Raw genomic sequence first — 22,124 nt, 5'->3', positions numbered from 1 at the left:
GGGGGCAAGACGGGCGATAAAAGCCTTGAGTTCTCGCGCGCGCCTCGGGGTTTGCGGCCTTTCCGCAAGGCTTTCGGATGGTGCGTGCAGTTCGACGGAATTCGCGGGATGGATGGCCGGACGGCTTTCCGGGCGTGTGCTCCGGCCGGCGGGGCGTTTTCGCGTCGTTGCAGTGACAATTGGGTGGGTGTTGCGCCGTCTTCCGGCGCAGACAGTGCAGATATGAAGGACGCGATATGAGCGGCGTGAATGAAATCCGGTCGACTTTCCTCGACTATTTCCGCGGAGAAGGCCACGAGGTCGTGCCGTCCAGTCCGCTCGTTCCGCGCAACGATCCGACACTGATGTTCACCAATGCCGGCATGGTGCAGTTCAAGAACGTCTTCACCGGGCTTGAATCGCGACCCTATTCCACGGCGGTCTCCTCGCAGAAATGCGTGCGCGCCGGCGGCAAGCACAACGACCTCGACAATGTCGGCTATACCGCGCGCCATCACACCTTCTTCGAGATGCTCGGCAACTTCTCCTTCGGCGACTACTTCAAGGAGCGCGCGATCGAGCTTGCCTGGAACCTGATCACCAAGGAATTCGGCATCGACAAGAACCGCCTGCTTGTCACCGTCTACCACACGGACGACCAGGCCTTCGACCTGTGGAAGAAGATTGCCGGTCTGTCCGACGACCGCATCATCCGCATCGCAACCAGCGACAATTTCTGGGCGATGGGCGATACCGGCCCCTGCGGCCCCTGTTCCGAGATCTTCTACGACCATGGCGATCATATCTGGGGCGGCCCTCCCGGCTCGCCGGATGAGGATGGCGATCGGTTCATCGAGATCTGGAACCTCGTCTTCATGCAGTTCGAGCAGATCACGAAGGAAGAGCGCGTCGACCTGCCGCGTCCGTCGATCGATACCGGCATGGGGCTCGAGCGCGTCGCCGCGCTGCTCCAGGGCAAGCACGACAACTATGACATCGACCTGTTCCGCGCGCTGATCGACGCGTCCGTCGAGGCCACCGGCGTTCCGGCGGAAGGTGACGCGCGCGCCAGCCACCGCGTCATCGCCGATCACCTGCGCTCCTCCGCCTTCCTGATCGCCGACGGCGTGCTGCCGGCGAAAGACGGCCGCGGTTATGTGCTTCGCCGCATCATGCGCCGCGCCATGCGCCACGCGCAGCTGCTCGGCGCACGTGATCCGCTGATGTGGAGGCTGCTGCCGACGCTCGTCAGCGAAATGGGCCGCGCCTATCCGGAACTGCAGCGCGCCGAAGCGCTGATCTCCGAGACGCTGAAGCTTGAGGAAACCCGCTTCCGCACCACGCTGGAGCGCGGCCTCAACCTGCTTTCCGACGCGACGTCCACGCTGCACAAGGGCGATACGCTCGACGGCGAGACTGCCTTCAAGCTCTACGACACCTACGGCTTCCCGCTCGACCTGACACAGGACGCGCTGCGCGGCCGCGGCATCGGCGTCGATCTTTCCGGGTTTACCGATGCGATGGATCGCCAGAAGGCGGAAGCGCGTGCCCATTGGGCCGGCTCCGGCGAGGCCGCCACGGAAACGGTCTGGTTCGAGCTGCGTGAAAAGTTCGGCGCGACGGAATTTCTCGGCTACGACACGGAGACGGCCGAAGGCGTCGTCCAGGCGATCGTGCGCGAAGGCAAGGTCACCGATAGCGCGAAGGCCGGCGAGACGGTGCAGATCGTGGTGAACCAGACGCCGTTCTACGGCGAATCCGGCGGCCAGATGGGCGATACCGGCACGATCACGACGGATACGGCCCGCCTGACGGTGACCGAAACCCAGAAGAAGGGCGAAGGCGTCTTCGTCCATAGCGCGGTCGTTGCCGAAGGCACGCTCAATGTCGGCGACGCCGTGGCGCTGACGGTCGATCACGCCCGCCGCGCGCGCCTGCGCGCCAACCATTCGGCAACGCACCTGCTGCACGAGGCGCTGCGTGAGGTTCTCGGCACCCATGTGGCGCAGAAGGGCTCGCTGGTCGCGCCGGAGCGTCTGCGCTTCGACGTCTCGCATCAAAAGCCCATGTCGGCAGAGGAACTGCGCGTCATCGAGGACATGGCGAACGAGATCATCGTGCAGAATTCGCCGGTCACCACGCGCCTGATGACGGTGGATGACGCGATTGCGGAGGGCGCCATGGCGCTCTTCGGCGAGAAGTACGGCGATGAGGTGCGCGTGGTCTCCATGGGCACCGGCGTGCGCGGCGCGAAGTCGAACCGGCCTTATTCGGTCGAACTGTGCGGCGGCACGCATGTCGCGGCTACAGGTGAGATCGGCCTCGTGCGCATCGTTTCGGAAAGCGCCGTCGGCTCTGGCGTGCGCCGGCTCGAAGCGCTGACGGGCGAGGCGGCCCGCGCCTATCTTGCCGAGCAGGACGAGCGCGTGAAGACGCTTGCCACGACGCTGAAGGTGCAGCCGGGCGAAGTGCTTTCGCGCGTCGAGGCGCTGGTCGATGAACGCCGCAAGCTGGAGCGCGAACTGACCGAAGCCAAGAAGAAGCTGGCGCTTTCCGGCGGTTCGGCCGGCGGCGATGACGGCGTGCGCGATGTTGCGGGGATCAAGTATCTCGGCAAGGTCGTCACTGGCGTCGAGCCGAAGGACCTGAAGAGCCTGGCGGACGAGGGCAAGAAGAGCCTCGGTTCCGGCGTCGTCACCTTCGTCGGCGTTTCCGCCGATGGCAAGGCGAGCGCGGTGGTCGCCGTAACGGACGACCTGACCGGCCGCTTCAGTGCGGTCGATCTCGTGCGCCGCGCCTCCGAAGCGCTCGGCGGCAAGGGCGGCGGCGGTCGTCCCGACATGGCACAGGCCGGTGGCCCGGATGGCGCGAAGGCGGCCGATGCAATCGAGGCGGTTGCCGCGACAATCGCCGGCTGAGCGGGACGTCTCGCCATTCTGGATCGATACGAACGGCGGGCTTGTGCCCGCCGTTTCGTTTGCAAAGTCTTCAAGGTTTCCGCCTAGCATTCGCGCGCGCGGAGTACCGGTTGTGATCGAAGACATCGTCAGCATATCTACCTTGATGATCTGCACCTTTCTGTCGACCACGGTCGTCGGGATTTTCATGTTGCAGGTCTGGCTGACCGACCGGCGCCAAACGGCAGCCGGATACTGGTGCCTTTCCATGTGGGTCGGCTCGCTCTGCACGCTGCTGTTCACGTTGCGCCCGTTAGGAATTCCCGTCGTTACCATCGGCCTCGGCAATGCGCTTGCCGCGCTCGGCTATGCCCTGATGTGGGCGGGCTTTCGGGCTTTCGATCGCCGTCCCATCCATCTGCTTGTCGTACTGGCCGGCCCACTCCTGTGGAGCGCCGCCTATTTCGGCCTGCGTCCCGTGGCCGAGGACGTCAACAACCGGATCATCCTGACCTCGCTGATCATCTCCGGCTATTCCATCTGGATCGGGCTCGACATCTGGCGCGGACGTCTTGGCGAGCGGCTGCCGACCCGTTCCATCGCTGCCATCTTCTTCATGACGCATGGCGTCATCTATTTCCTTCGCGTGCCGATGGCGGTCGTTTCGCCCGCCCCGATGGAGAACGGCACGGCCTATTCGGCGTGGTTCGCGCTATTCTCGCTGGAGCTGTTCGCCCATACGATCCTTGCTGCCGTCGCCATGCTCGTGCTCATCAAGGAGCGCAGCGAGGCACGCTATCGCAAGGCCTCGCGCACCGATTCGCTGACGGGCATGGCCAATCGCGGCTCGTTCCTCGATGATATGCGCACCCACCTTGCTGCCGGGAACGAAGGCACGCTGATGATCTTCGATCTCGACCACTTCAAGTCGATCAACGACACCCATGGCCATCTGGCGGGTGATGCCGTGCTGATACGGTTTTCAGCGCGGGTATCGTCCTGGCTGGAGGAGGGCATGCTGTTCTGCCGCTTTGGCGGCGAAGAGTTTGCGCTCTTTGCGCCGCGGCACGATATCGACCGGGCGGAAGTTTTTGCGGAGCTGCTTCGCCGCGAGGTCGCAGCCATGAGCGTTCCCACGGAAGGGCACGATATCGGCATCTCGGTCAGCATCGGCCTTGCCGACGTTGCCACCTTCGGTACGGATTTCGACCGGCTGCATTCGGCCGCCGACAGGGCGCTGTATGCCGCGAAGGAATCCGGCCGCAACCGCGTCCTCCGGGCAACGCCTTCGGCGGGCCTCACTGACGTCGCCGGACGCATGCGCATGCCGGCTCCGGCCAGCGCGGCCATCGCCGGTTAGCGAACGGGCCGTAGGGCGTTGTTTACCGGGAGGGTATTGGTCTCGCGCGCGTGACCTGGCCATCGCGAGAACGCCGGTGCGCCGCGCCATACCGGTCATGGCACCTCAGTCGGCCTTCGCCGCCTGAAGCTGGCGGTGCATTTCCTCGTCGTCGATGGCGGTCGCCCGCTTGCATGCCGGCCGGTCCTTGAGGCGGTCCCAGTAGGCCTTGAATTCCACCCGCGGCTCGAGCGTGCCGAATTGCATGCCCCAGCTGATATGGGCGCCGACATAGACGTCGGCGGCGGTGAAGGTCTCGCCGGTGAGATAAGGGTAGCGCGTCACGGCGTAGGACAGGGCGTCCATCACCGAGCCGTAGCTGCCGCAGCCGATGCTGCGTTCGCGTTCCTTTGGAACATCGAAGCCGAAGGCCTTGAGCGACAGCCATTTCCAGCGGCCCGGCCGTGAAGAAGAGCCAGCGGTAATAGTCGCCGCGCCTGTCGGTCGGCGGCGCGAGGCCGGCTTCAGGGAATGCATCGGCCAGATAGGCGCAGATCGCGGCAGCTTCCGTGACGACGGTCTTGCCGTGGCGGATGGCCGGCACCTTGCCCATCGGGTTGATGGCCAGGAATTCGGGCGATTTCATCGAACCGTCGAAGGTCAGCCATTGCGTGCTGTAGGGCGCGCCGACTTCCTCCAGCATCCAGCGGGCGATGCGCGCCCGCGACATCGGGTTGGCATAGAAAACGAGATCCTCGGCCATGCTGTCCTCCTGTGGATAGCGCGGGAGGGTAGATAAGGCGCGCCGTCATTGCCGCAAGGGGGCGCAAACAAAAAGCCCGGCGCGAAGGCCGGGCTTTCGATGATCAGGCTGGCAGGCTCAGGCGGCCATGGCCTTCTTGAGGTTCTCGTCGATCTTGTCGAGGAAGCCGGTCGTGGAGAGCCACGGCTGGTCGGGACCGATGAGGAGCGCGAGGTCCTTGGTCATGAAGCCGGCTTCGACGGTGTCGACGCAGACGCGTTCCAGCGTCTCGGAGAACCGTGCCAGTTCCGCGTTTTCGTCGAGCTTGGCGCGGTGGGCGAGGCCACGCGTCCAGGCGAAGATCGAGGCGATCGAGTTGGTCGAGGTTTCCTCGCCCTTCTGGTGCTGGCGGTAGTGGCGCGTCACCGTGCCATGGGCAGCTTCCGCTTCGACGGTCTTGCCATCCGGCGTCATCAGGACCGAGGTCATCAGGCCGAGCGAGCCGAAGCCCTGGGCCACGATATCGGACTGCACGTCGCCGTCGTAGTTCTTGCACGCCCAGACGTAGCCGCCGGACCACTTGAGCGCCGAAGCGACCATGTCGTCGATCAGGCGGTGTTCGTACCAGAGCTTGGCTTCCTTGAACTTCTCGGCGAATTCGGCGTCGAAGACCTGCTGGAAGATGTCCTTGAAGCGGCCGTCATAGACCTTGAGGATGGTGTTCTTGGTCGACAGGTAGACCGGCACCTGGCGCTGCAGGCCGTAGTTGAACGAGGCCCTGGCGAATTCGGTGATCGAATCGTCGAGGTTGTACATGCCCATGGCGACACCGGCGGACGGTGCGTCGAAGACGTCGTATTCGATTTCCTTGCCGTCTTCGCCGACGAACTTCATCGTCAGCTTGCCCTTGCCGGGGAACTTGAAGTCGGTGGCGCGGTACTGGTCGCCGAAGGCGTGGCGGCCGACGATGATCGGCTTGGTCCAGCCCGGAACGAGGCGCGGCACGTTCTTGCAGATGATCGGCTCGCGGAAGATGACGCCGCCGAGGATGTTGCGGATCGTGCCGTTCGGCGACTTCCACATCTTCTTCAGCTTGAATTCCTCGACGCGGGCTTCGTCCGGCGTGATGGTGGCGCACTTGACGCCGACGCCGTGCTTCTTGATGGCGTTGGCCGCGTCGATCGTCACCTGGTCGTTGGTGGCGTCGCGGTTTTCCATGCCGAGGTCGTAGTATTCGAGGTCGAGGTCCAGGTAAGGATGGATCAGCTTATCCTTGATGAACTGCCAGATGATGCGCGTCATCTCGTCGCCGTCGAGTTCGACGACGGGGTTGGCGACCTTGATCTTTGCCATGGGGAGCCTCGTGTTTTGTAGGGGCTGAACGCCCCGGATCGTGGACTTGAAAGAACCGATTGGCCCTATAGCATTCAAGGCCGGGAAGGCAAAGCCAACCATTGGCTGAGGCGGTTTATTTTCGTTCGCGACCGCAATAAGTTTCGCCGGAATTCCGTTTCAGGAACGTTCGCTCGCAGATCCGTCCGGATCTGCCGCCATCCAGTGGAGACTATCATGTCGCGTGTCGGTTTCGTTGCGCTTGCCTTTCTGCTTCCCGTTTCCGTTCAGGCTGCCGATTTCAAGGCGCCGGTGGCGGAAATCATGGCCGCTGCGACCAGCAACTGGCAGGACCTGGGCGCCGACAGCGACGCCACGCCGCCCTATACCGACTATTTCAGCGAGGATTTCCTGAAGCGCCTCTACAGCAGGGATTTCGTCGCGAAGTACCGGGCGGCGGCGAAGTACCCGGCCTATGACGACGGCGGTTCGCCCTTCGGCTATGATCCGATCACCGGCGGGCAGGACGGCTGCGCGCTGAAAGACGTGACGACCACCGAGGGGCAGCCGGCAAACGGGGGCGAAGAGGTGACCGTAACGTTCGACAACAGCTCCTGCTTCGGCGAGCGCGCGCCGGACTGGCAGCCGGAAAAACTCGTCTTCAAGCTGATCGAGGAGGGGGGCCGCGCCGTCATCGACGATATCGACCGCCCGAGTTTCGAAGAGGGTGCGTCGCTGAAGAAGGAATTGGTCGAACTGGCGGAATATGGTGCAAAGGAGGGGGCAGGCGGCAACACGCAGAGCCCCGAATAGCGCTGCCGCACTTTTCATTTCCGGCCGATTGTGCCAGTGAGACCCCATCTTTCTAGGGACATATGGGCATGGCAGGCACGAACAGCGAACGCACGCTGATCGCCGAAGGACCGGCGATCATCCTCGTTCATCCGCAACTCGGTGAAAATATCGGCATGGTGGCGCGCGCCATGGCGAATTTCGGGCTGGCGGAACTGCGCCTCGTCAATCCGCGGGATGGCTGGCCGAGCGAAAAGGCGATTTCCGCAGCCAGCAAGGCCGATCACGTCATCGAGGCGGCAAAGGTCTATCCCTCGCTGGAGGCGGCCATCGCGGATCTCGAATTCGTCTATGCGACGACGGCGCGCGACCGGTACGGCTACAAGGAAGTCCGCTCGCCGGTCGTGGCGGCAAACGACCTGCGCGCCCGTTTTCGGGCGGAGCAGAAGACGGGCATCCTCTTCGGGCGCGAGCGCACGGGCCTTACCAATGAGGAGATTGCGCTGGCCGACGAGCTGGTGACCTTCCCGGTCAATCCTGCCTTCGCCTCGCTGAACCTCGCGCAGGCCGTGCTTCTGATGAGCTATGAATGGATGAAGAGCGGGCTTGTCTCCGAGGCGAGCACGCCGTTCGGCGCGCTTGCCCAGCGCCCGGCCCAGAAGGAAGAGTTGCAGGGGCTCTTCGATCATGTGGAAGAGACGCTGGATGCGCGCGGTTATTTCCGGCCCGCCGAAAAAAAGCCAAAACTGGTGGAGAACCTGCGCGCCATCCTGACGCGTCCTTCCTTCACCGGCACGGAGATTCAGGTCCTGCGCGGCATCGTGTCCTGCCTCGATCGCTTCACGCGGGAATCGCCGCGCGGCGCGGCCAACCCGAACCGCACCCGCAACCGCTGGCCCAAGGTGCCCCGTGACGACGAATAGGTTATCTCCAGAAGACGCGGGAACCGGTTTTTCGGCTGCGGAGCCGGGCGCCAAGCCCATCCTGATGTTCGACAGCGGCATCGGCGGTCTTACTGTGTTGCGCGAGGCCCGCGTGCTGATGCCCGAGCGGCATTTCACCTATGTGGCCGATGATGCCGGTTTTCCCTATGGCGGCTGGGAAGAGCCCGCACTGAAGGCGCATGTCATCGACCTCTTTGAAAAGCTGCTCGGCGAGCACGATCCGGAAATCTGCGTGATTGCCTGCAACACGGCCTTCACGCTGGTTGGCAGCGATTTGCGCGCTGCCTTTCCCCATATGCCCTTCGTCGGCACGGTTCCGGCCATCAAGCCGGCCGCCGAGCGCACGCGCTCCGGCCAGGTCTCTGTGCTGGCGACGCCCGGCACGGTCAAGCGCGCCTATACGCATGACCTTATCCAGTCCTTCGCCAGCCGCTGCGATGTCCGCCTTGTCGGCTCGGAAAACCTCGCGCGCATGGCCGAGGCCTATATCCGCGGCGAGACGCTCAGCGACGAGGCCGTGCGCGCCGAAATCATCCCGTGCTTCGTCGACGAGATGGGCCGCAAGACGGATATCGTCGTGCTCGCCTGCACCCACTACCCCTTCATGGCGAACCTTTTCCGCAAGCTCGCACCCTGGCCGGTCGATTGGCTCGATCCTGCCGAAGCGATCTCCCGCCAGGCCCGCCGCCTCGTGCCGCCGCTTGAGAGCGTCGCCCCCGGCGAGGACATCGCCATTTTCACCTCCGGCACGCCGGATTTCGCCACGCGCCGGCTGATGCAGGGGTTCGGGCTGCGTGTCGTCTAGTGGCTTTCCCTGTGGGTTTTTCAAAAGCCGGGCGTGACGCCGGCCGAATTCGTGTTAGGGCTCCCAGGTTGCCCGGCGGCGACCGGGCGAATCGCATTTTTCAGGAACGAGGAACGCAATGAAGGTCGGCATCGACATGGGAACGGTGCAGGGCGGCGCACCGGCCAAGCTCGATATCGAGGAACTGCTGGCGACGCGCCTCCTTGTGCAGGGCAATTCGGGTTCGGGGAAATCGCATCTTCTGCGGCGTCTGCTCGAACAGTCCGCGCCATGGGTGCAGCAGGTCATCATCGACCCCGAAGGCGACTTCGTCACGCTCTCCGACCGGTACGGCCATGTGGTCGTCGACGGCGAGCGCACGGAGGCCGAACTCGTCGGCATCGCCAACCGTATCCGCCAGCACCGCGTTTCCTGCGTTCTCTCGCTGGAAGGCCTTGAGGCCGACGAGCAGATGCGCGCGGCCGGCATTTTCCTCAATGCGATGTTCGATGCGGATCGCGACTACTGGTATCCTGTACTGGTGGTCGTCGACGAGGCGCAGCTGTTCGCGCCTGCGGTGAGCGGGGAGGTTTCTGAAGAGGCGCGAAAACTCTCGCTCGGCGCGATGACGAACCTGATGTGCCGTGGCCGAAAACGCGGCCTTGCCGGTGTCATCGCCACGCAGCGCCTTGCAAAACTTGCCAAGAACGTGGCGGCCGAAGCCTCCAACTTCCTGATGGGCCGCACCTTCCTCGATATCGATATGGCGCGCGCCGCCGATCTTCTCGGCCTCGACCGTCGGCAGGCGGAAATGTTCCGCGATCTGCCGCGTGGCTCCTTCGTTGCGCTCGGCCCGGCGCTGTCGCGCCGTCCGCTGCCGGTGACCATCGGCGCCGTCGAGACCTCTGCCCGTTCGACCAGCCCCAAGCTGATGCCGTTGCCGGATGCGCCGCAGGACGTGGAAGACCTGATCTTCACGCCCGACCCGGAGGAATTTACGCGCCCGCTCGTGCGCCGCGCGCCGCCCGCGCCGCGCCCGACCACCGACATTCTTGCCGAACTCTCGCGTGCCCGGCCCGAGCCGGTGCAGAGCGAGGCGAGGGCGCCCGCGCCGGAAATCTCGGCCGAAGAGCGCGAAGGCCTGCTCGATCAGGTGCTTGCCGAAATCCTCGACAATCCCGGCGCCGCCTTCCGGCCGGATGCCGAACTGTTCCAGGATTTCCTCGTGCGCTGCCGCATTCGCCGCGTGCCCGGCGCGCCACTGTCGCTTCCCGCCTTCCGCCGAAAGATGGCGGTCGCCCGGTCCGGGGTCGATACCGAGACGGCGGCGACGGACATCTGGGCGACGGCTCTCGACCTGTCGCGCAACGTGACCGAGGATCTGCAGGGTGTCTTCCTCCTCGTCGCGCAGGCCGCCGTGCGCGGGCTCGTCTGCCCGTCGGACGCGATGATCGCCCGCGCCTACGGCACCCATTCCGCCCGCCGCGCCCGCCGGCTGCTCGGCTATTTCGAGGAGCAGGGGCTTGTCGTCGTGCACAGCGATCTGGCCGGGCACCGAATCGTCGCCTTTCCCGATCTCAACTGCGAGACGCTGCCGGGCGATGCCAATGGGCCGGACCTGACCGATTCCCACCGTGATGCGGCGGAATAGGCGGTTTTTCCGGACTTTGTTCGTTGACAAAATTGTAAAAATGTACGACTACGCCGCCAACGCCGGGCAGCGATGCCTGGTGTTTCATTTGACATGTCCCGTGGATTCTCCGGTCGCGATCGTGAGAAACCTGTCGGAACCCGAGATTGGGTTCAGAGGAGGGCGTGTTTCCTTCAGCCGGTCCGGCAACGGAACGGTGCAACCAGACTTTAAGGAAATGCGATGAGCAAGCGCGCGTCATCCAAGTACAAAATCGACCGCCGTATGGGCGAAAACATCTGGGGCCGTCCGAAGTCCCCGGTCAACCGCCGCGAATACGGCCCGGGCCAGCACGGCCAGCGCCGCAAGTCGAAGCTTTCGGACTTCGGTGTGCAGCTGCGCGCCAAGCAGAAGCTGAAGGGCTACTACGGCGATATCCGCGAGAAGCAGTTCCGCGCGATCTATGAAGAAGCCAACCGCCGCAAGGGCGACGCAGGTGAAAACCTGATCGGCCTGCTCGAATCGCGCCTGGACGCCATCGTCTACCGCGCCAAGTTCGTGCCGACCGTGTTTGCTGCTCGTCAGTTCGTCAACCACGGCCACGTCAAGGTCAACGGCGTCCGCGTCAACATCGGTTCCTACCGCTGCAAGCCGGGCGACGTCATCGAAGTCAAGGAAAAGTCCAAGCAGCTCGTTTCGGTTCTCGAAGCCGTCCAGCTCGCAGAACGTGACGTTCCGGACTACATCGATGTCGACCACAACAAGATGGTCGCCACCTACGTTCGCATCCCGACGCTTTCTGACGTTCCCTATGCGGTCGTCATGGAACCGAACCTGGTCGTCGAATTCTACTCGCGTTAATCGCGGGCGACACCTTGCGAAATTTGGAAAAGCCGCCAAGAAATTGGCGGCTTTTTCTTTGGGCGCGATTCCGCAGAAGCGGGAAGGCACATGGACAAATGAGGCGGTCATGACGGATTTGCAGGCCATCGTCGAGGAGATCCACGCGACGCTGTCGCCACGGCGCGGCGAGGGAAGGGTGGCCGACTACATTCCGCAGCTCGCGCATGTCGATCCGCAGAAATTCGGCATGGCCGTGGTGACGGTGGATGGCGCGGTGCATCTTGCAGGCGATGCGAACGAGGCCTTCTCCATTCAGAGCATCTCCAAGGTGTTCACGCTGACGCTGGCCCTCGGCAAGCACGGCGAGGCGATCTGGAAGCGGGTCGGGCGCGAGCCGTCCGGCTCGGCGTTCAACTCCATCGTCCAGCTCGAGCACGAGGGCGGCGTTCCGCGCAATCCCTTCATCAATGCCGGCGCCATTGCCATCACCGACCTCGTGCTTGCCGGACATACGCCGAAGGAAGCGATCGGCGAGGTGGTGCGCTTCCTGCGCTATCTGGCCGACGAGGAAGACATCATCATCGACCAGGCCGTGGCGCGCTCGGAGCAAGCAACGGGCTTCCGCAATGCCGCGCTCGCCAATTTCATGGCCTCCTTCGGCAAGCTCGATCACGCTGCCGAACTGGTGCTCGGTGTCTATTTCCATCAGTGCGCCCTGGCGATGAGCTGCCGCCAGCTTGCAAGGGCCGGGCTGTTCCTCGCCAACAGCGGCACCAATCCGCTCACCGGCCATCGCGTCGTGTCCCATCTGCGGGCGCGGCGCATCAATGCGCTGATGCTGACCTGCGGCCACTATGACGGCTCGGGCGATTTTGCCTATCGCGTCGGCCTGCCGGGCAAGAGCGGTGTCGGCGGCGGCATTCTCGCCGTTGCGCCGGGAAAGGCGTCGGTCGCCGTCTGGTCGCCGGGCCTCAACGAGAACGGCAATTCGCTTCTCGGTTCGCTGGCGCTGGAAATGCTGGCGGCGCGCACCGGCTGGTCCGTCTTCGGGGCTTGATTGTGCGGGCCGTTCGGGGCATTGCAGGCGCATGACCCTTGCATTTACCGAGACCGACGACGACACACCGGATGACGGCCGCCATCCGCTCTTTTCGGATGCGCCCTCCAGCGTCTCGTTCAACAAGTTGCGCAAGCGCCTGCTGCGGCAGGTGCGGCAGGCGATGGACGATTTCGCCATGCTGAAGGGCCAGAAGCGCTGGCTCGTCGGCCTGTCGGGCGGCAAGGACAGCTACGGCCTGCTGGCACTGCTGATGGACCTGCAATGGCGCGGCCTGCTGCCTGTCGAACTGGTCGCCTGCAATCTCGACCAGGGCCAGCCGAACTTTCCCAAGCACATCCTGCCGGATTATCTGGCGTCGATCGGCGTGCGCCACAGGATCGAGTATCGCGACACCTATTCCATCGTGAAGGAGAAGGTGCCGTCGGGGGCGACCTATTGCTCGCTCTGCTCGCGGCTGCGGCGCGGCAATCTCTATCGTGTCGCCCGGGAGGAGGGCTGCGATGCACTGGTGCTCGGCCACCACCGGGAGGACATTCTCGAAACCTTCTTCATGAACTTCTTCCACGGTGGGCGGCTTGCCGCCATGCCGCCGAAGCTGCTCAACGACGAGGGCGATCTCATGGTGCTGCGTCCGCTTGCCTATGCGGCGGAGGACGACCTTGCGAAATTTGCCGTCGCCATGAAGTTCCCGATCATTCCCTGCGATCTCTGCGGCTCGCAGGACGGCCTCCAGCGCAATGCGATGAAGGCGATGCTGGCCGATATCGAGACGCGCATACCGGGCCGCAAGGATGCCATGCTGCGGGCGCTCGGTCACACCAATCCGTCCCATCTTCTCGATCCGAAGCTGTTCGATTTCTCCTCCCTCGAAACGGTAAGACGCAATGACGACGATTGATATCAATGCCCTCGCCCTCATACTTGCACAGGCGGCCGAGGCCGAAATCCGCCCGCGCTTTCGCGCCCTCGCAAAAGGCGACATCCGCACCAAGGCCGATGCCAACGATCTGGTGACGGCTGCCGACGAGGCGGCCGAACGCTTCATCAAGCGCGAGGTGACGGCGCAGTTTCCGGATGTGCTGTTCGTCGGCGAGGAATCGGTTGCGGCCGATCCGGCGCTGCTGGCGAAGCTTGCCGATGCCGACCTTGCCATCGTCGTCGATCCCATCGACGGTACGTTCAATTTCGCTGCCGGCGTGCCGCTGTTCGGCGTCATGGCGGCGATCGTTTCCGGCGGAAAGACCATTGGCGGCATCATCTACGACCCGATGGGCGACGACTTCGTGATGGCGGAAAAGGGCGGCGGCGCATGGCAGACCGGCGATCACCGCCCGGCCGCCCGCCTGAAGACGCGCGGGTCCGCACCGCTGGAGGCCATGACCGGCATGGCTTCCACGGGCTTCCTCGATCGCGAGCGTCGCGCCCGGGTGCTGACGAACCTCGCCAAGGTCGCATTCGTTTCCAACTACCGCTGCGCTGCGCACGAATACCGCACCTTCGCGGCCGGGCATGTGCATTACCTGATGTACAACAAGCTGATGCCCTGGGATCATCTGGCCGGTACGCTGATTGCGCAGGAAGCCGGCGCCTATGCCGCCCGCTTCGACGGTTCACCCTACCTGCCGCACCATGTCGACGGCGGCCTTCTGCTCGCACCGGATCAGGAGAGCTGGGAGCTGCTGCGCCGCGACGTCTTCGTCGACTGAAGCGGCTTTCCCGCCCCAAAGAAAAAGGCCCGGCTGCCAATGGCAACCGGGCCTTTCGTTTGGATCGCGGCTTTCGTCAGACCGCCTTGTTGTGCGGCTGGAAGAGCTTGCCGCGCTCGGCTATCAGCACGAAGATCAGGCCGATGACCGACAGGGTGAAGAAGCCCAGGACAAGCGGCAGTGCCGTGCCGTTGAACGACTGGCCGATGATCGCGCCGATAATGGTGCCGCCAGCCGTGCCCATGAAGCCGAGCACCGAGGAGGCTGTGCCGGCGACGTGGCCGAGCGGTTCCATGGCGAGCGAGTTGAAGTTCGAGCCGATCCAGCCGAACTGGAACATCGAGATTGCGAACAGCACGATGAAGAGCGGAAACGGCAGGTGCGTCGGCCAGGCAAGCGTCAGCAGCAGCCAAAGGGCGTTGACGGCAAGGAAGCCGACCAGTGCGCCATGCGACAGTCGCCGCATGCCGAACCGGCCGACGAGCCGGGCATTGACGAAGGACGACAGCGCCATGAAGGCGGCGACGCCGGCAAAGGCGACCGAAAACCAGACGCCAAGTCCATAGATGCCGACATAGATCTGCTGCGCCGAATTGATGAAGCCGAACAGCGCCCCGAAGATGAACGTGCTCGCCAGCGTGTAGCAGAGCGCCACGCGGTCCGTCAGAACGATGCGGAAGCCGGCAAGGACCGAGCGCACTGTGAAGGGACGCACGTCATCGGGATGCAGCGTCTCGGGCAGGCGGAAATACATCCACGCCCAGATGGCGGCCGCCATGACTGCCATGAAGACGAAGATCAGGTGCCAATCGCCGAAGAGCATAACGACCTGGCCCGTGCCCGGCGCCATGACGGGCACGACCATGAACACCATCATGATCAGCGACATGACCTCCGCCATCGCGCGCCCGCCGAAAATATCGCGGACAATAGAGACGGTGATGACGCGCATGGCGGCCGAGCCGATGCCCTGGACGAAGCGCAGCAACAGCAGTGCGGCAAAGCTCGGCACGAGAATGGCCGCCAGCGAGGACACGATGTAGATCGCGAGCCCGACGAACATGGGGATGCGGCGGCCGAACCGGTCGGAGACCGGGCCATAGGCCAGCTGCGCGATGGCAAAGCCGATCAGATAGGCAGAGATGACATATTGCCGATGGTTCTCGTTCTCGACGCCGAGGCTGGCGCCGATCTCCTGAAGACCTGGCAGCATGATGTCGATGGCGAGCGCATTGAGCGCCATCAAAAATGCCATGAGCGCAATGAATTCTATCTTGCCCATACCTTTGAGGCGCTGGGCCGATTCGGGGGAAAGTCCAGACATAACAATCAAATCCATAAAAGAGATAAGGCGCCGCTGTTATGCGGCGCCTTTGAAAAGCTTGCCGGTCGGGAAGACCGCAAAGCGTCAGGCCGCGCCCTTGACGGAAATACCAAGTCCCTGAAGGTGAGACTGCAATTCGCCTGCCTGGAACATTTCACGCACGATGTCGCAACCGCCGATGAACTCACCCTTCACGTAAAGCTGGGGGATGGTCGGCCAGTTGGAGTAGTCCTTGATGCCCTGGCGAATGTCGGCGTCGGCGAGCACGTCGATGCCCTTGTAGTCCACACCCACATGATTGAGGATCTGCACGACTTGGCCGGAGAACCCACACTGCGGGAATTCCGGCGTGCCCTTCAGGAAGAGGACGACGTCGTTGGTCTTCACTTCGTTTTCGATGAAATCGTGGATGCCACTCATTGCAATATTCCTTGGCAAATCGGCTTCAAGGGCCGATGCGATGAACAGTTCGCCCTAGATAACAACCTCGTGTGACAAATGCCAGAAGGCGTCGGGAAAAAACGCAAGGGGCTACCTTGCGATTTAAGGGCTGTTGCGCGATCGCCGCGTCCTCGCGAGGACTATCGGCTGCGCTGGCTGCTTCGGTTTGCCGCCGTTCGCCGGCGGCTCACCTGTTTGCGTGTGCGCTTGACCGTCTTCTTCTCCGGTTTCAGCGCAGCCTCGATGATGTCGCCGAGGATTCCGCCGGAAGCCTTCTTGCGCGTTGTCGTCCTGCGGCGCGTGCGCTTGGTGGTCTTGCGCACGCCCGTCTTCTTCAGCACTTCCTTGAGAGCTGAATCGACCACGCCGGAGATGAGTTCATCGAGAAGGCCGGCCATTGCGGATCAATCCGGGATGGATGTCTGAAGGGCGAGCGCGTGCAGTACGCCGCCCATATTTCCCTTCAATGCATCGTAGACCATCTGGTGCTGCTGGACGCGGGTCTTTCCTCGGAAGGCTTCGGCGACGACCTCTGCTGCGTAGTGGTCCCCGTCGCCGGCAAGATCGCGGATGACCACCTTTGCTCCGGGAATGCCGGATTTGATCATGTCTTCGATGTCGCCAGGTGCCATAGCCATGTGAACTGCTCCCTATTCTATTCCGCGGCGGCAGCGGCGTTGCCGTTGCCATCCATATAGTCAGGGAACCACGATTCATGGGTGCGGCGCAATTGCTCAATCGGCAGCGACAGCAAACCGTCCACGACCAAAGTATCCCCGCTCACCGTGCCGAGGCGGCGGAACGGTACGCCCGCACCTTCCGCATTGGCGCAGATGAAGTTTGCCAGATCGGCCGGCACGGCAACCACGTAGCGCGCCTGGTCTTCACCGAAGAGCAGCGCATGGGCCGGGCCGTTCGCCTCGGAAAGATCGACATTCGCGCCCTTGCCGGACGACATCGCCATTTCGGCAAGGGCGACGGCGAGGCCGCCCGAGGAAATGTCGTGGCAAGCCGTGACCTGGCCGTTGCGGATCGCCGAGCGCACGAAGTCGCCATTGCGGCGCTCCGCATGGAGATCGACTTCCGGCGCCGGGCCGTCGACGATGCCGAGCACGTCGCGCAGATAGACGGACTGGCCAAGATGGCTGCCGTCGGCGCCGATGAGGAGCAGGTGGTCGCCGTCCTTCGCGCCGCCGATCTTGGCCATGACGGACCAGTCGGGCAGGAGGCCGACGCCGGCAATGGTCGGGGTCGGCAGGATCGCGATGCCGTTCGTCTCGTTGTAGAGCGAGACGTTGCCGGAAACGATCGGGAAGTCGAGCGCACGGCAGGCTTCGCCGATGCCCTGGACCGCCTTGACGAACTGGCCCATGATTTCCGGCTTTTCCGGGTTGCCGAAGTTCAGGTTGTCGGTGGAGGCAAGCGGTTCGGCGCCGGTCGCGGTGATGTTGCGCCAGCATTCGGCAACGGCCTGCTTGCCGCCCTCGAACGGATCGGCCTCGACATAGCGCGGCGTCACGTCGGAAGAGAAGGCAAGCGCCTTGGTGGCATGGCCCTCGACGCGGACCACGCCGGCGTCACCGCCGGGGATCTGCAGCGAGTTGCCCTGGATCAGCGTATCGTACTGTTCGTAGACCCAGCGGCGGCTCGACTGGTTCGGCGAGCCGACGAGCGTCAGCAGCGCCTGACCGTAATCTTCGGGCTCCGCCACCAGATTGGCCGGCAGCGGCGAGGGCGTGCCCGGCTCGCGCCACGGGCGATCGTATTCCGGCGCTTCGTCGCCAAGCTGCTTGATCGGCAGGTTCGCGACTTCCTCGCCCTGATGCAGGATGCGGAAGCGCAGGTCGTCCGTGGTGTAGCCGACGATCGCGAAATCGAGGCCCCACTTGACGAAGATCGCCTTGGCGACTTCTTCCTTGGAGGGCTCGAGAACCATGAGCATGCGCTCCTGGCTTTCCGACAGCATCATCTCGTAGGCGGTCATCTGCTCTTCGCGGACCGGCACGAGATCGAGGTTCAGCTCGATGCCGAGGTCACCTTTGGCGCCCATTTCGACGGCCGAACAGGTAAGGCCGGCCGCACCCATGTCCTGGATGGCGATGACGGCGCCGGTCTGCATCAGTTCGAGGCAGGCTTCCAGCAGGCACTTTTCGGTGAAGGGGTCGCCGACCTGCACGGTCGGGCGCTTCTCCTCGATGGATTCGTCGAACTCGGCAGACGCCATGGTCGCGCCGCCGACGCCGTCACGGCCCGTCTTGGCGCCGAGATAGACGACCGGAAGGCCGACGCCCTTGGCTTCGGACAGGAAGATCGCGTTGGACTTCGCAAGGCCGGCCGCGAAGGCGTTGACGAGGATATTGCCGTTGTAGCGCTCGTCGAACTCGACTTCGCCGCCGACGGTCGGCACGCCGAAGGAATTGCCGTAGCCGCCGACCCCGGCGACGACGCCGGAGACGAGGTGGCGGGTCTTCGGATGGTCGGGCGAACCGAAGCGCAGCGCGTTCATCGCCGCGACCGGGCGCGCGCCCATGGTGAAGACGTCGCGCAGGATGCCGCCGACGCCCGTTGCCGCACCCTGGTAGGGCTCGATATAGGACGGGTGGTTGTGGCTCTCCATCTTGAAGACGACGCAGTCGCCGTCATCGATGTCGACCACGCCGGCGTTCTCGCCGGGACCCTGGATGACGCGCGGACCCTTGGTCGGCAGCGTGCGCAGCCAGCGCTTGGAGGACTTGTACGAGCAGTGCTCGTTCCACATGGCCGAGAAGATGCCCAGTTCGGTGAAGGTCGGCTCGCGGCCGATCAGCGAGAGGATGCGGTCATATTCGTCCGGCTTCAGTCCGTGGGCGGCAATCAGCTCAGGGGTGATCGGGCGGGTGTTTGAAATAGTCATCATCGCTCGTCTTGTCGTGGAAGGCAGGATTGCCGTCTCTTTAGCCTATGCTGCCGTGCAGTGCGACAGGAAAATGACCGCCAGCCACAGGGGAACGGGCCTTCAGGCCGGGCTGTCATAGCCGGTCGGGCCATGTGCGAGCAGCCGGCGCAGCCTCGTGAGGCCGGTTACGACGTCCTCGCGGCTTTCCGGCGAGGAAAGGCCGATGCGCACCCGGTAGAAGGTCTTCTCCGAACGGCCGGCTTTGAACTCGTCCTCGTCGTCTATGAGGATGTCCTCGGCAAAGGCCGCCTGGCGGAACGTGCCGGAGAGCCATGGATCGGGCAGTTTCAGCCAGAGGAACGGCACACGCGGGTGCGAATTGAAATCGAGCCCGGCAAGGATGTCGCGTGCCCGCGCTTCGCGAAGGCCGACTTCTTCGGAGACTTTTGCACGGATTGCTTCGGCCGTGCCCGAAAGGACCAGCCGGGCGGCGAGTTCCGCCAGAAGGAAGGGCAGGCCGCCGCTCACCATCTTGTGAGCGATGCGCACGCGCTGGGCAAGGTGCGGCGGGCAGGCGATCCAGCCGCCGCGCACGCCGGCCGCGACGCTCTTTGACAGGCCACCGACGAGGAAGGTGCGCTCTGGCGCGATTTCGGCAAGCAGGGGAATCCCGGTCTCCATCGTGCCGCCGTAGAGATTGTCCTCGATCAGGAAGACATTGTGCCGCTTGGCAATGGCGGCGATCGCCCTGCGCCGCTGCTCCGGCATGATCGACAATGTCGGGTTCTGAGCCGTTGGCATCAGGAAGGCGAGCTTGGGATGCTGCTGCATGCAGACCCGCTCAAAATCCTCCGGGATGACGCCGTCCTCATCCGATTCGACAAGGGCAGTCTGGCGGCCGATGAGAGTGGTGCCGCGGCTCACCTGCGAATAGGTGACGTGCTCGAAGACGATGCGGTCGCCCGGCGAGGTGATCACCGAGACGGCGGCGATGACGGCCGCATGCGCGCCGAGCGTCGGCACGATGCTTTCGATGGTCGGCTGCCAGTCGCCGCGCTTCAGCCATTGGCGGCCTGCCTCCAGCCAGTGTTGCGGGAAATTGCGGGTATAGCTGGCGATCTCGTTGGGGTGCTCGCTGCAGATGGCGGCGAGGATGTCGGTGATCGCCGTCGCCTGGCCGACATCGGTCGCGGCCGTCGTATCGAAACGCAGCTTGCCGGGCGGGGCATGGGCGGCGCGCGTGCCGACCAGCCTGGCGCTGACCGGATCGAGCGCTGCGGGATCATCGTCATTCGACGAGCCGAGCACATACGTGCCACGGCCAACCTCGCCGCTGACGAGGCCACGTTCGCGGACCATCGTATAGGCCCGGCTGATCGTGCCGATCGTCACGCCCACATCATAGGCGAGATTGCGCTGCGGCGGCAGTTTGCTGCCTACGGCAAGCGCACCCGTATTGATCGCCTGCTCGATCTGGTCGGCAATGCGGACGTAGAGCGGCCCGTCGGAGGCCTGAAGATCGGGGAGCCAATTTGTCATGGTGCCAATTCTTATATTGCACCGTTTATAGAGTCAATTATTCCCTGAATGCACCGATTGTCACACTCCCAGTGGCATTTCAGGAGGAATACAATGACAATTGATACAATATTCGCCGATGACGCTGTGACGAGCCATCGCACACCACGCACGCTGTTTCGTCGCGCATGGCATGCCTATCGCGCCTGGGCTCTCAAGCGGCGCACACGCTACCAACTATTGGAGCTGACGGATGACCAGCTTCTCGATATCGGCATCAGCCGCAGCGAGGCGCGGCAGGAAACCGGAAGGTCATTCTACTGGGATTGAGATGAAAACGCTCAGCAACCCTTGCCGCCGGCGGCCCAGCGTCTGACGTCGGTCGTGATGCGCCCGCCAACGGCTTCGCCCATCAGCGGCCCGAAGGCATCGAGCTTCGCCGGGCTGCCTTCGGCCTGCACGACGAGCAGCGGACGGGATTCCGGGGAATTGCGATGCACGACGAGAATGCGCGGCCGGCCGGAGAAGGAATTCAGTTCCGGTGCGAGGCGGTAGGCCTTGAAGGCCGGATCGCCCGACTTGAACCAGCAGCTGTTTGCGCCGAGCGCGATGCGTTCCATGGTGGGCAATGCGCCGCTATTGGCCTTCGGTGCGGGTGTCTTCGTCTGGCAACCGGCCAGAGCCGCGGCGAGTGCCAGCGGCAGAAGGAGCTTGGCGGAAAGAAGAGGGCGCATGAAAAGCCTTTCGGTGGCGGTCACGCGCCCTTGATAACAAGGCTGGGTTAAGCAGCGATTACGTCGAGCACCGAGGCGAACAGACCGCGGCCATCCGAACCGCCATGAGCGGCTTCGATGAGGTTTTCCGGATGCGGCATCAGGCCAAGCACATTGCCCCTGGCGTTGATCACGCCCGCAATGTCGTTGATCGAGCCGTTCGGGTTGGTGCCCTCAGCATAACGGAAGACGACCTGGCCGTTGCCTTCGATCGCGGCAAGCGTCTCGGCGTCGGCAAAGAAGTTGCCGTCGTGGTGGGCGACGGGGCAGCGGATGATCTGGCCCTTGTCATAGGCCCGGGTGAAGTCGGTCTCGGCATTGGCGACTTCCAGCTTCACTTCGCGGCAGACGAATTTCAGCGAGGCGTTGCGCATCAGCGCGCCCGGCAGAAGGCCGGCTTCGAGCAGAATCTGGAAGCCGTTGCACACGCCCAGAACCTTCACGCCGGCTTCCGCCTTCGCCTTGATCGCCTGCATGACGGGCATGCGGGCGGCGATTGCACCGCAGCGCAGGTAGTCGCCATAGGAGAAGCCGCCCGGAATGACGATCAGGTCGACATCCGGCAGGTCCGTTTCGGTCTGCCAGACGGTCACCGGCGCCTGGCCGGAAATCTTGGTCAGGGCCGCGATCATGTCGCGGTCGCGGTTGAGGCCGGGAAGTTGGACGACGGCGGACTTCATTTGGTGTTTCAAACCTTGCCTGGGCCTCGGCGCGTTCACGCATTTCGAGGCGGTTTTCGATACGGTCGAGGCGTTCTTCGCAGCGCGCGTATTTCGGACCGACCCTGCTTCAACTGTTTGTATCGGCCTGAATTTTCTTCAGGCGTTCGTACATCAGTTCCTGCGACCGGCCGGTCATGGACTATCCACTCAGCCGTCAGGCGAGAGCGATAGTGTAGTTCTCGATTACCGTGTTGGCCAACAGCTTGTCGCACATGGCCTTGAGGTCGGCTTCGGCCTGGCTGCGGTCGGCGGTCTGGATTTCGAGGTCGAAGACTTTGCCCTGGCGGACCTGGCCGACGCCGTCGAAGCCGAGGCTGCCGAGGGCGCCTTCGATTGCCTTGCCCTGCGGGTCGAGAACGCCGTTCTTGAGCGTAACCGTTACGCGTGCCTTGATCATGTCTTCCTCTTTAAACCAAAATTCTT

The 22,124-nt window shown here is 63.7% G+C and carries 21 protein-coding genes and 1 pseudogene; 11 read left to right on the top strand and 11 right to left on the bottom strand.

Annotation, left to right across the window (positions count from 1 at the left end; all coding sequences use genetic code 11):
* Positions 1-236 precede the first annotated feature (236 nt).
* Positions 237-2,897 (top strand): alanine--tRNA ligase, encoded by a 2,661-nt coding sequence (gene alaS, locus WA950_RS13635; RefSeq protein WP_424552234.1) that lies wholly within the window; start codon positions 237-239, stop codon positions 2,895-2,897.
* A gap of 112 nt (positions 2,898-3,009) precedes the next feature.
* Positions 3,010-4,236, top strand: a complete 1,227-nt coding sequence (locus tag WA950_RS13630) for a GGDEF domain-containing protein (RefSeq protein ID WP_424552233.1) — start codon at positions 3,010-3,012, stop codon at positions 4,234-4,236.
* Between the two features lie 105 nt (positions 4,237-4,341).
* On the opposite strand, the pseudogene WA950_RS13625 reads toward WA950_RS13630, so the two are convergent.
* Together WA950_RS13625 and WA950_RS13620 are read right to left on the bottom strand one after the other, a co-directional pair.
* Positions 4,342-4,978 (bottom strand): annotated as a pseudogene (locus tag WA950_RS13625) (glutathione S-transferase family protein).
* A gap of 117 nt (positions 4,979-5,095) precedes the next feature.
* Positions 5,096-6,310, bottom strand: coding sequence for an NADP-dependent isocitrate dehydrogenase (locus WA950_RS13620; protein WP_424552232.1), 1,215 nt, complete (start codon positions 6,308-6,310; stop codon positions 5,096-5,098).
* Positions 6,311-6,526: 216 nt separating this feature from the next.
* On the opposite strand from WA950_RS13620, the gene WA950_RS13615 reads away from it, so the two are divergent.
* The 8 genes from WA950_RS13615 to WA950_RS13580 all read left to right on the top strand — a co-directional run bounded on the left by WA950_RS13615 (position 6,527) and on the right by WA950_RS13580 (position 14,048).
* Positions 6,527-7,102, top strand: coding sequence for a hypothetical protein (locus tag WA950_RS13615; RefSeq protein ID WP_424552231.1), 576 nt, complete (start codon positions 6,527-6,529; stop codon positions 7,100-7,102).
* A gap of 68 nt (positions 7,103-7,170) precedes the next feature.
* Positions 7,171-8,004: an RNA methyltransferase gene (locus WA950_RS13610; RefSeq protein ID WP_424552230.1), complete on the top strand. Its 834-nt coding sequence runs from the start codon at positions 7,171-7,173 to the stop codon at positions 8,002-8,004.
* Positions 8,005-8,068: 64 nt separating this feature from the next.
* On the top strand, positions 8,069-8,830 hold the full coding sequence (gene murI / locus WA950_RS13605; protein WP_424552406.1) for a glutamate racemase: 762 nt from the start codon (positions 8,069-8,071) through the stop codon (positions 8,828-8,830).
* 118 nt (positions 8,831-8,948) lie between these two features.
* Entirely contained in the window at positions 8,949-10,460 is a 1,512-nt protein-coding gene (locus WA950_RS13600) for a helicase HerA domain-containing protein (protein ID WP_424552229.1), read from the top strand.
* A 222-nt stretch (positions 10,461-10,682) separates the two neighbouring features.
* The gene (gene rpsD, locus WA950_RS13595) at positions 10,683-11,300 is read left to right on the top strand and encodes a 30S ribosomal protein S4 (RefSeq protein ID WP_424552228.1); all 618 of its coding nucleotides are present in this window, start codon (positions 10,683-10,685) and stop codon (positions 11,298-11,300) included.
* 109 nt (positions 11,301-11,409) lie between these two features.
* Positions 11,410-12,339: a glutaminase gene (locus WA950_RS13590; protein WP_424552227.1), complete on the top strand. Its 930-nt coding sequence runs from the start codon at positions 11,410-11,412 to the stop codon at positions 12,337-12,339.
* A gap of 31 nt (positions 12,340-12,370) precedes the next feature.
* Complete coding sequence (gene ttcA / locus WA950_RS13585) at positions 12,371-13,240, top strand: tRNA 2-thiocytidine(32) synthetase TtcA (RefSeq protein WP_424552226.1); 870 nt, start codon at positions 12,371-12,373, stop codon at positions 13,238-13,240.
* Positions 13,227-14,048 (top strand): inositol monophosphatase family protein, encoded by an 822-nt coding sequence (locus WA950_RS13580; RefSeq protein WP_424552225.1) that lies wholly within the window; start codon positions 13,227-13,229, stop codon positions 14,046-14,048. The genes ttcA and WA950_RS13580 overlap by 14 nt, the downstream gene beginning before the upstream one ends.
* A gap of 76 nt (positions 14,049-14,124) precedes the next feature.
* Here WA950_RS13580 and WA950_RS13575 read toward each other — a convergent pair whose 3' ends face one another.
* From WA950_RS13575 to WA950_RS13550, 6 genes are all read right to left on the bottom strand, one after another.
* The gene (locus tag WA950_RS13575) at positions 14,125-15,330 is read right to left on the bottom strand and encodes a multidrug effflux MFS transporter (protein WP_424552405.1); all 1,206 of its coding nucleotides are present in this window, start codon (positions 15,328-15,330) and stop codon (positions 14,125-14,127) included.
* A gap of 126 nt (positions 15,331-15,456) precedes the next feature.
* On the bottom strand, positions 15,457-15,792 hold the full coding sequence (grxD, locus tag WA950_RS13570; RefSeq protein WP_424552224.1) for a Grx4 family monothiol glutaredoxin: 336 nt from the start codon (positions 15,790-15,792) through the stop codon (positions 15,457-15,459).
* 161 nt (positions 15,793-15,953) lie between these two features.
* Complete coding sequence (locus WA950_RS13565) at positions 15,954-16,211, bottom strand: hypothetical protein (RefSeq protein ID WP_424552223.1); 258 nt, start codon at positions 16,209-16,211, stop codon at positions 15,954-15,956.
* A 6-nt stretch (positions 16,212-16,217) separates the two neighbouring features.
* Positions 16,218-16,451, bottom strand: a complete 234-nt coding sequence (locus tag WA950_RS13560; RefSeq protein WP_424552222.1) for a BolA/IbaG family iron-sulfur metabolism protein — start codon at positions 16,449-16,451, stop codon at positions 16,218-16,220.
* A 17-nt stretch (positions 16,452-16,468) separates the two neighbouring features.
* A complete protein-coding gene (gene purL / locus WA950_RS13555) occupies positions 16,469-18,706 on the bottom strand; it encodes a phosphoribosylformylglycinamidine synthase subunit PurL (protein ID WP_424552221.1) in 2,238 nt (745 codons plus the stop codon).
* A gap of 102 nt (positions 18,707-18,808) precedes the next feature.
* Positions 18,809-20,227: a PLP-dependent aminotransferase family protein gene (locus tag WA950_RS13550; protein WP_424552220.1), complete on the bottom strand. Its 1,419-nt coding sequence runs from the start codon at positions 20,225-20,227 to the stop codon at positions 18,809-18,811.
* Between the two features lie 93 nt (positions 20,228-20,320).
* On the opposite strand from WA950_RS13550, the gene WA950_RS13545 reads away from it, so the two are divergent.
* A complete protein-coding gene (locus WA950_RS13545; RefSeq protein ID WP_424552219.1) occupies positions 20,321-20,536 on the top strand; it encodes a DUF1127 domain-containing protein in 216 nt (71 codons plus the stop codon).
* 11 nt (positions 20,537-20,547) lie between these two features.
* Here WA950_RS13545 and WA950_RS13540 read toward each other — a convergent pair whose 3' ends face one another.
* The 3 genes from WA950_RS13540 to purS all read right to left on the bottom strand — a co-directional run bounded on the left by WA950_RS13540 (position 20,548) and on the right by purS (position 22,098).
* Positions 20,548-20,940: a hypothetical protein gene (locus WA950_RS13540; protein WP_424552218.1), complete on the bottom strand. Its 393-nt coding sequence runs from the start codon at positions 20,938-20,940 to the stop codon at positions 20,548-20,550.
* Positions 20,941-20,987: 47 nt separating this feature from the next.
* Complete coding sequence (gene purQ, locus WA950_RS13535; RefSeq protein ID WP_424552217.1) at positions 20,988-21,659, bottom strand: phosphoribosylformylglycinamidine synthase subunit PurQ; 672 nt, start codon at positions 21,657-21,659, stop codon at positions 20,988-20,990.
* A 196-nt stretch (positions 21,660-21,855) separates the two neighbouring features.
* Positions 21,856-22,098 (bottom strand): phosphoribosylformylglycinamidine synthase subunit PurS, encoded by a 243-nt coding sequence (gene purS, locus WA950_RS13530; RefSeq protein ID WP_424552216.1) that lies wholly within the window; start codon positions 22,096-22,098, stop codon positions 21,856-21,858.
* Between the last annotated feature and the right edge of the window lie 26 nt (positions 22,099-22,124).

It is taken from the genome of Shinella sp., from assembly GCF_049651085.1.
Classification (GTDB): Bacteria; Pseudomonadota; Alphaproteobacteria; order Rhizobiales; family Rhizobiaceae; genus Shinella.
This window is presented reverse-complemented; position numbering and strand designations above follow the sequence as displayed.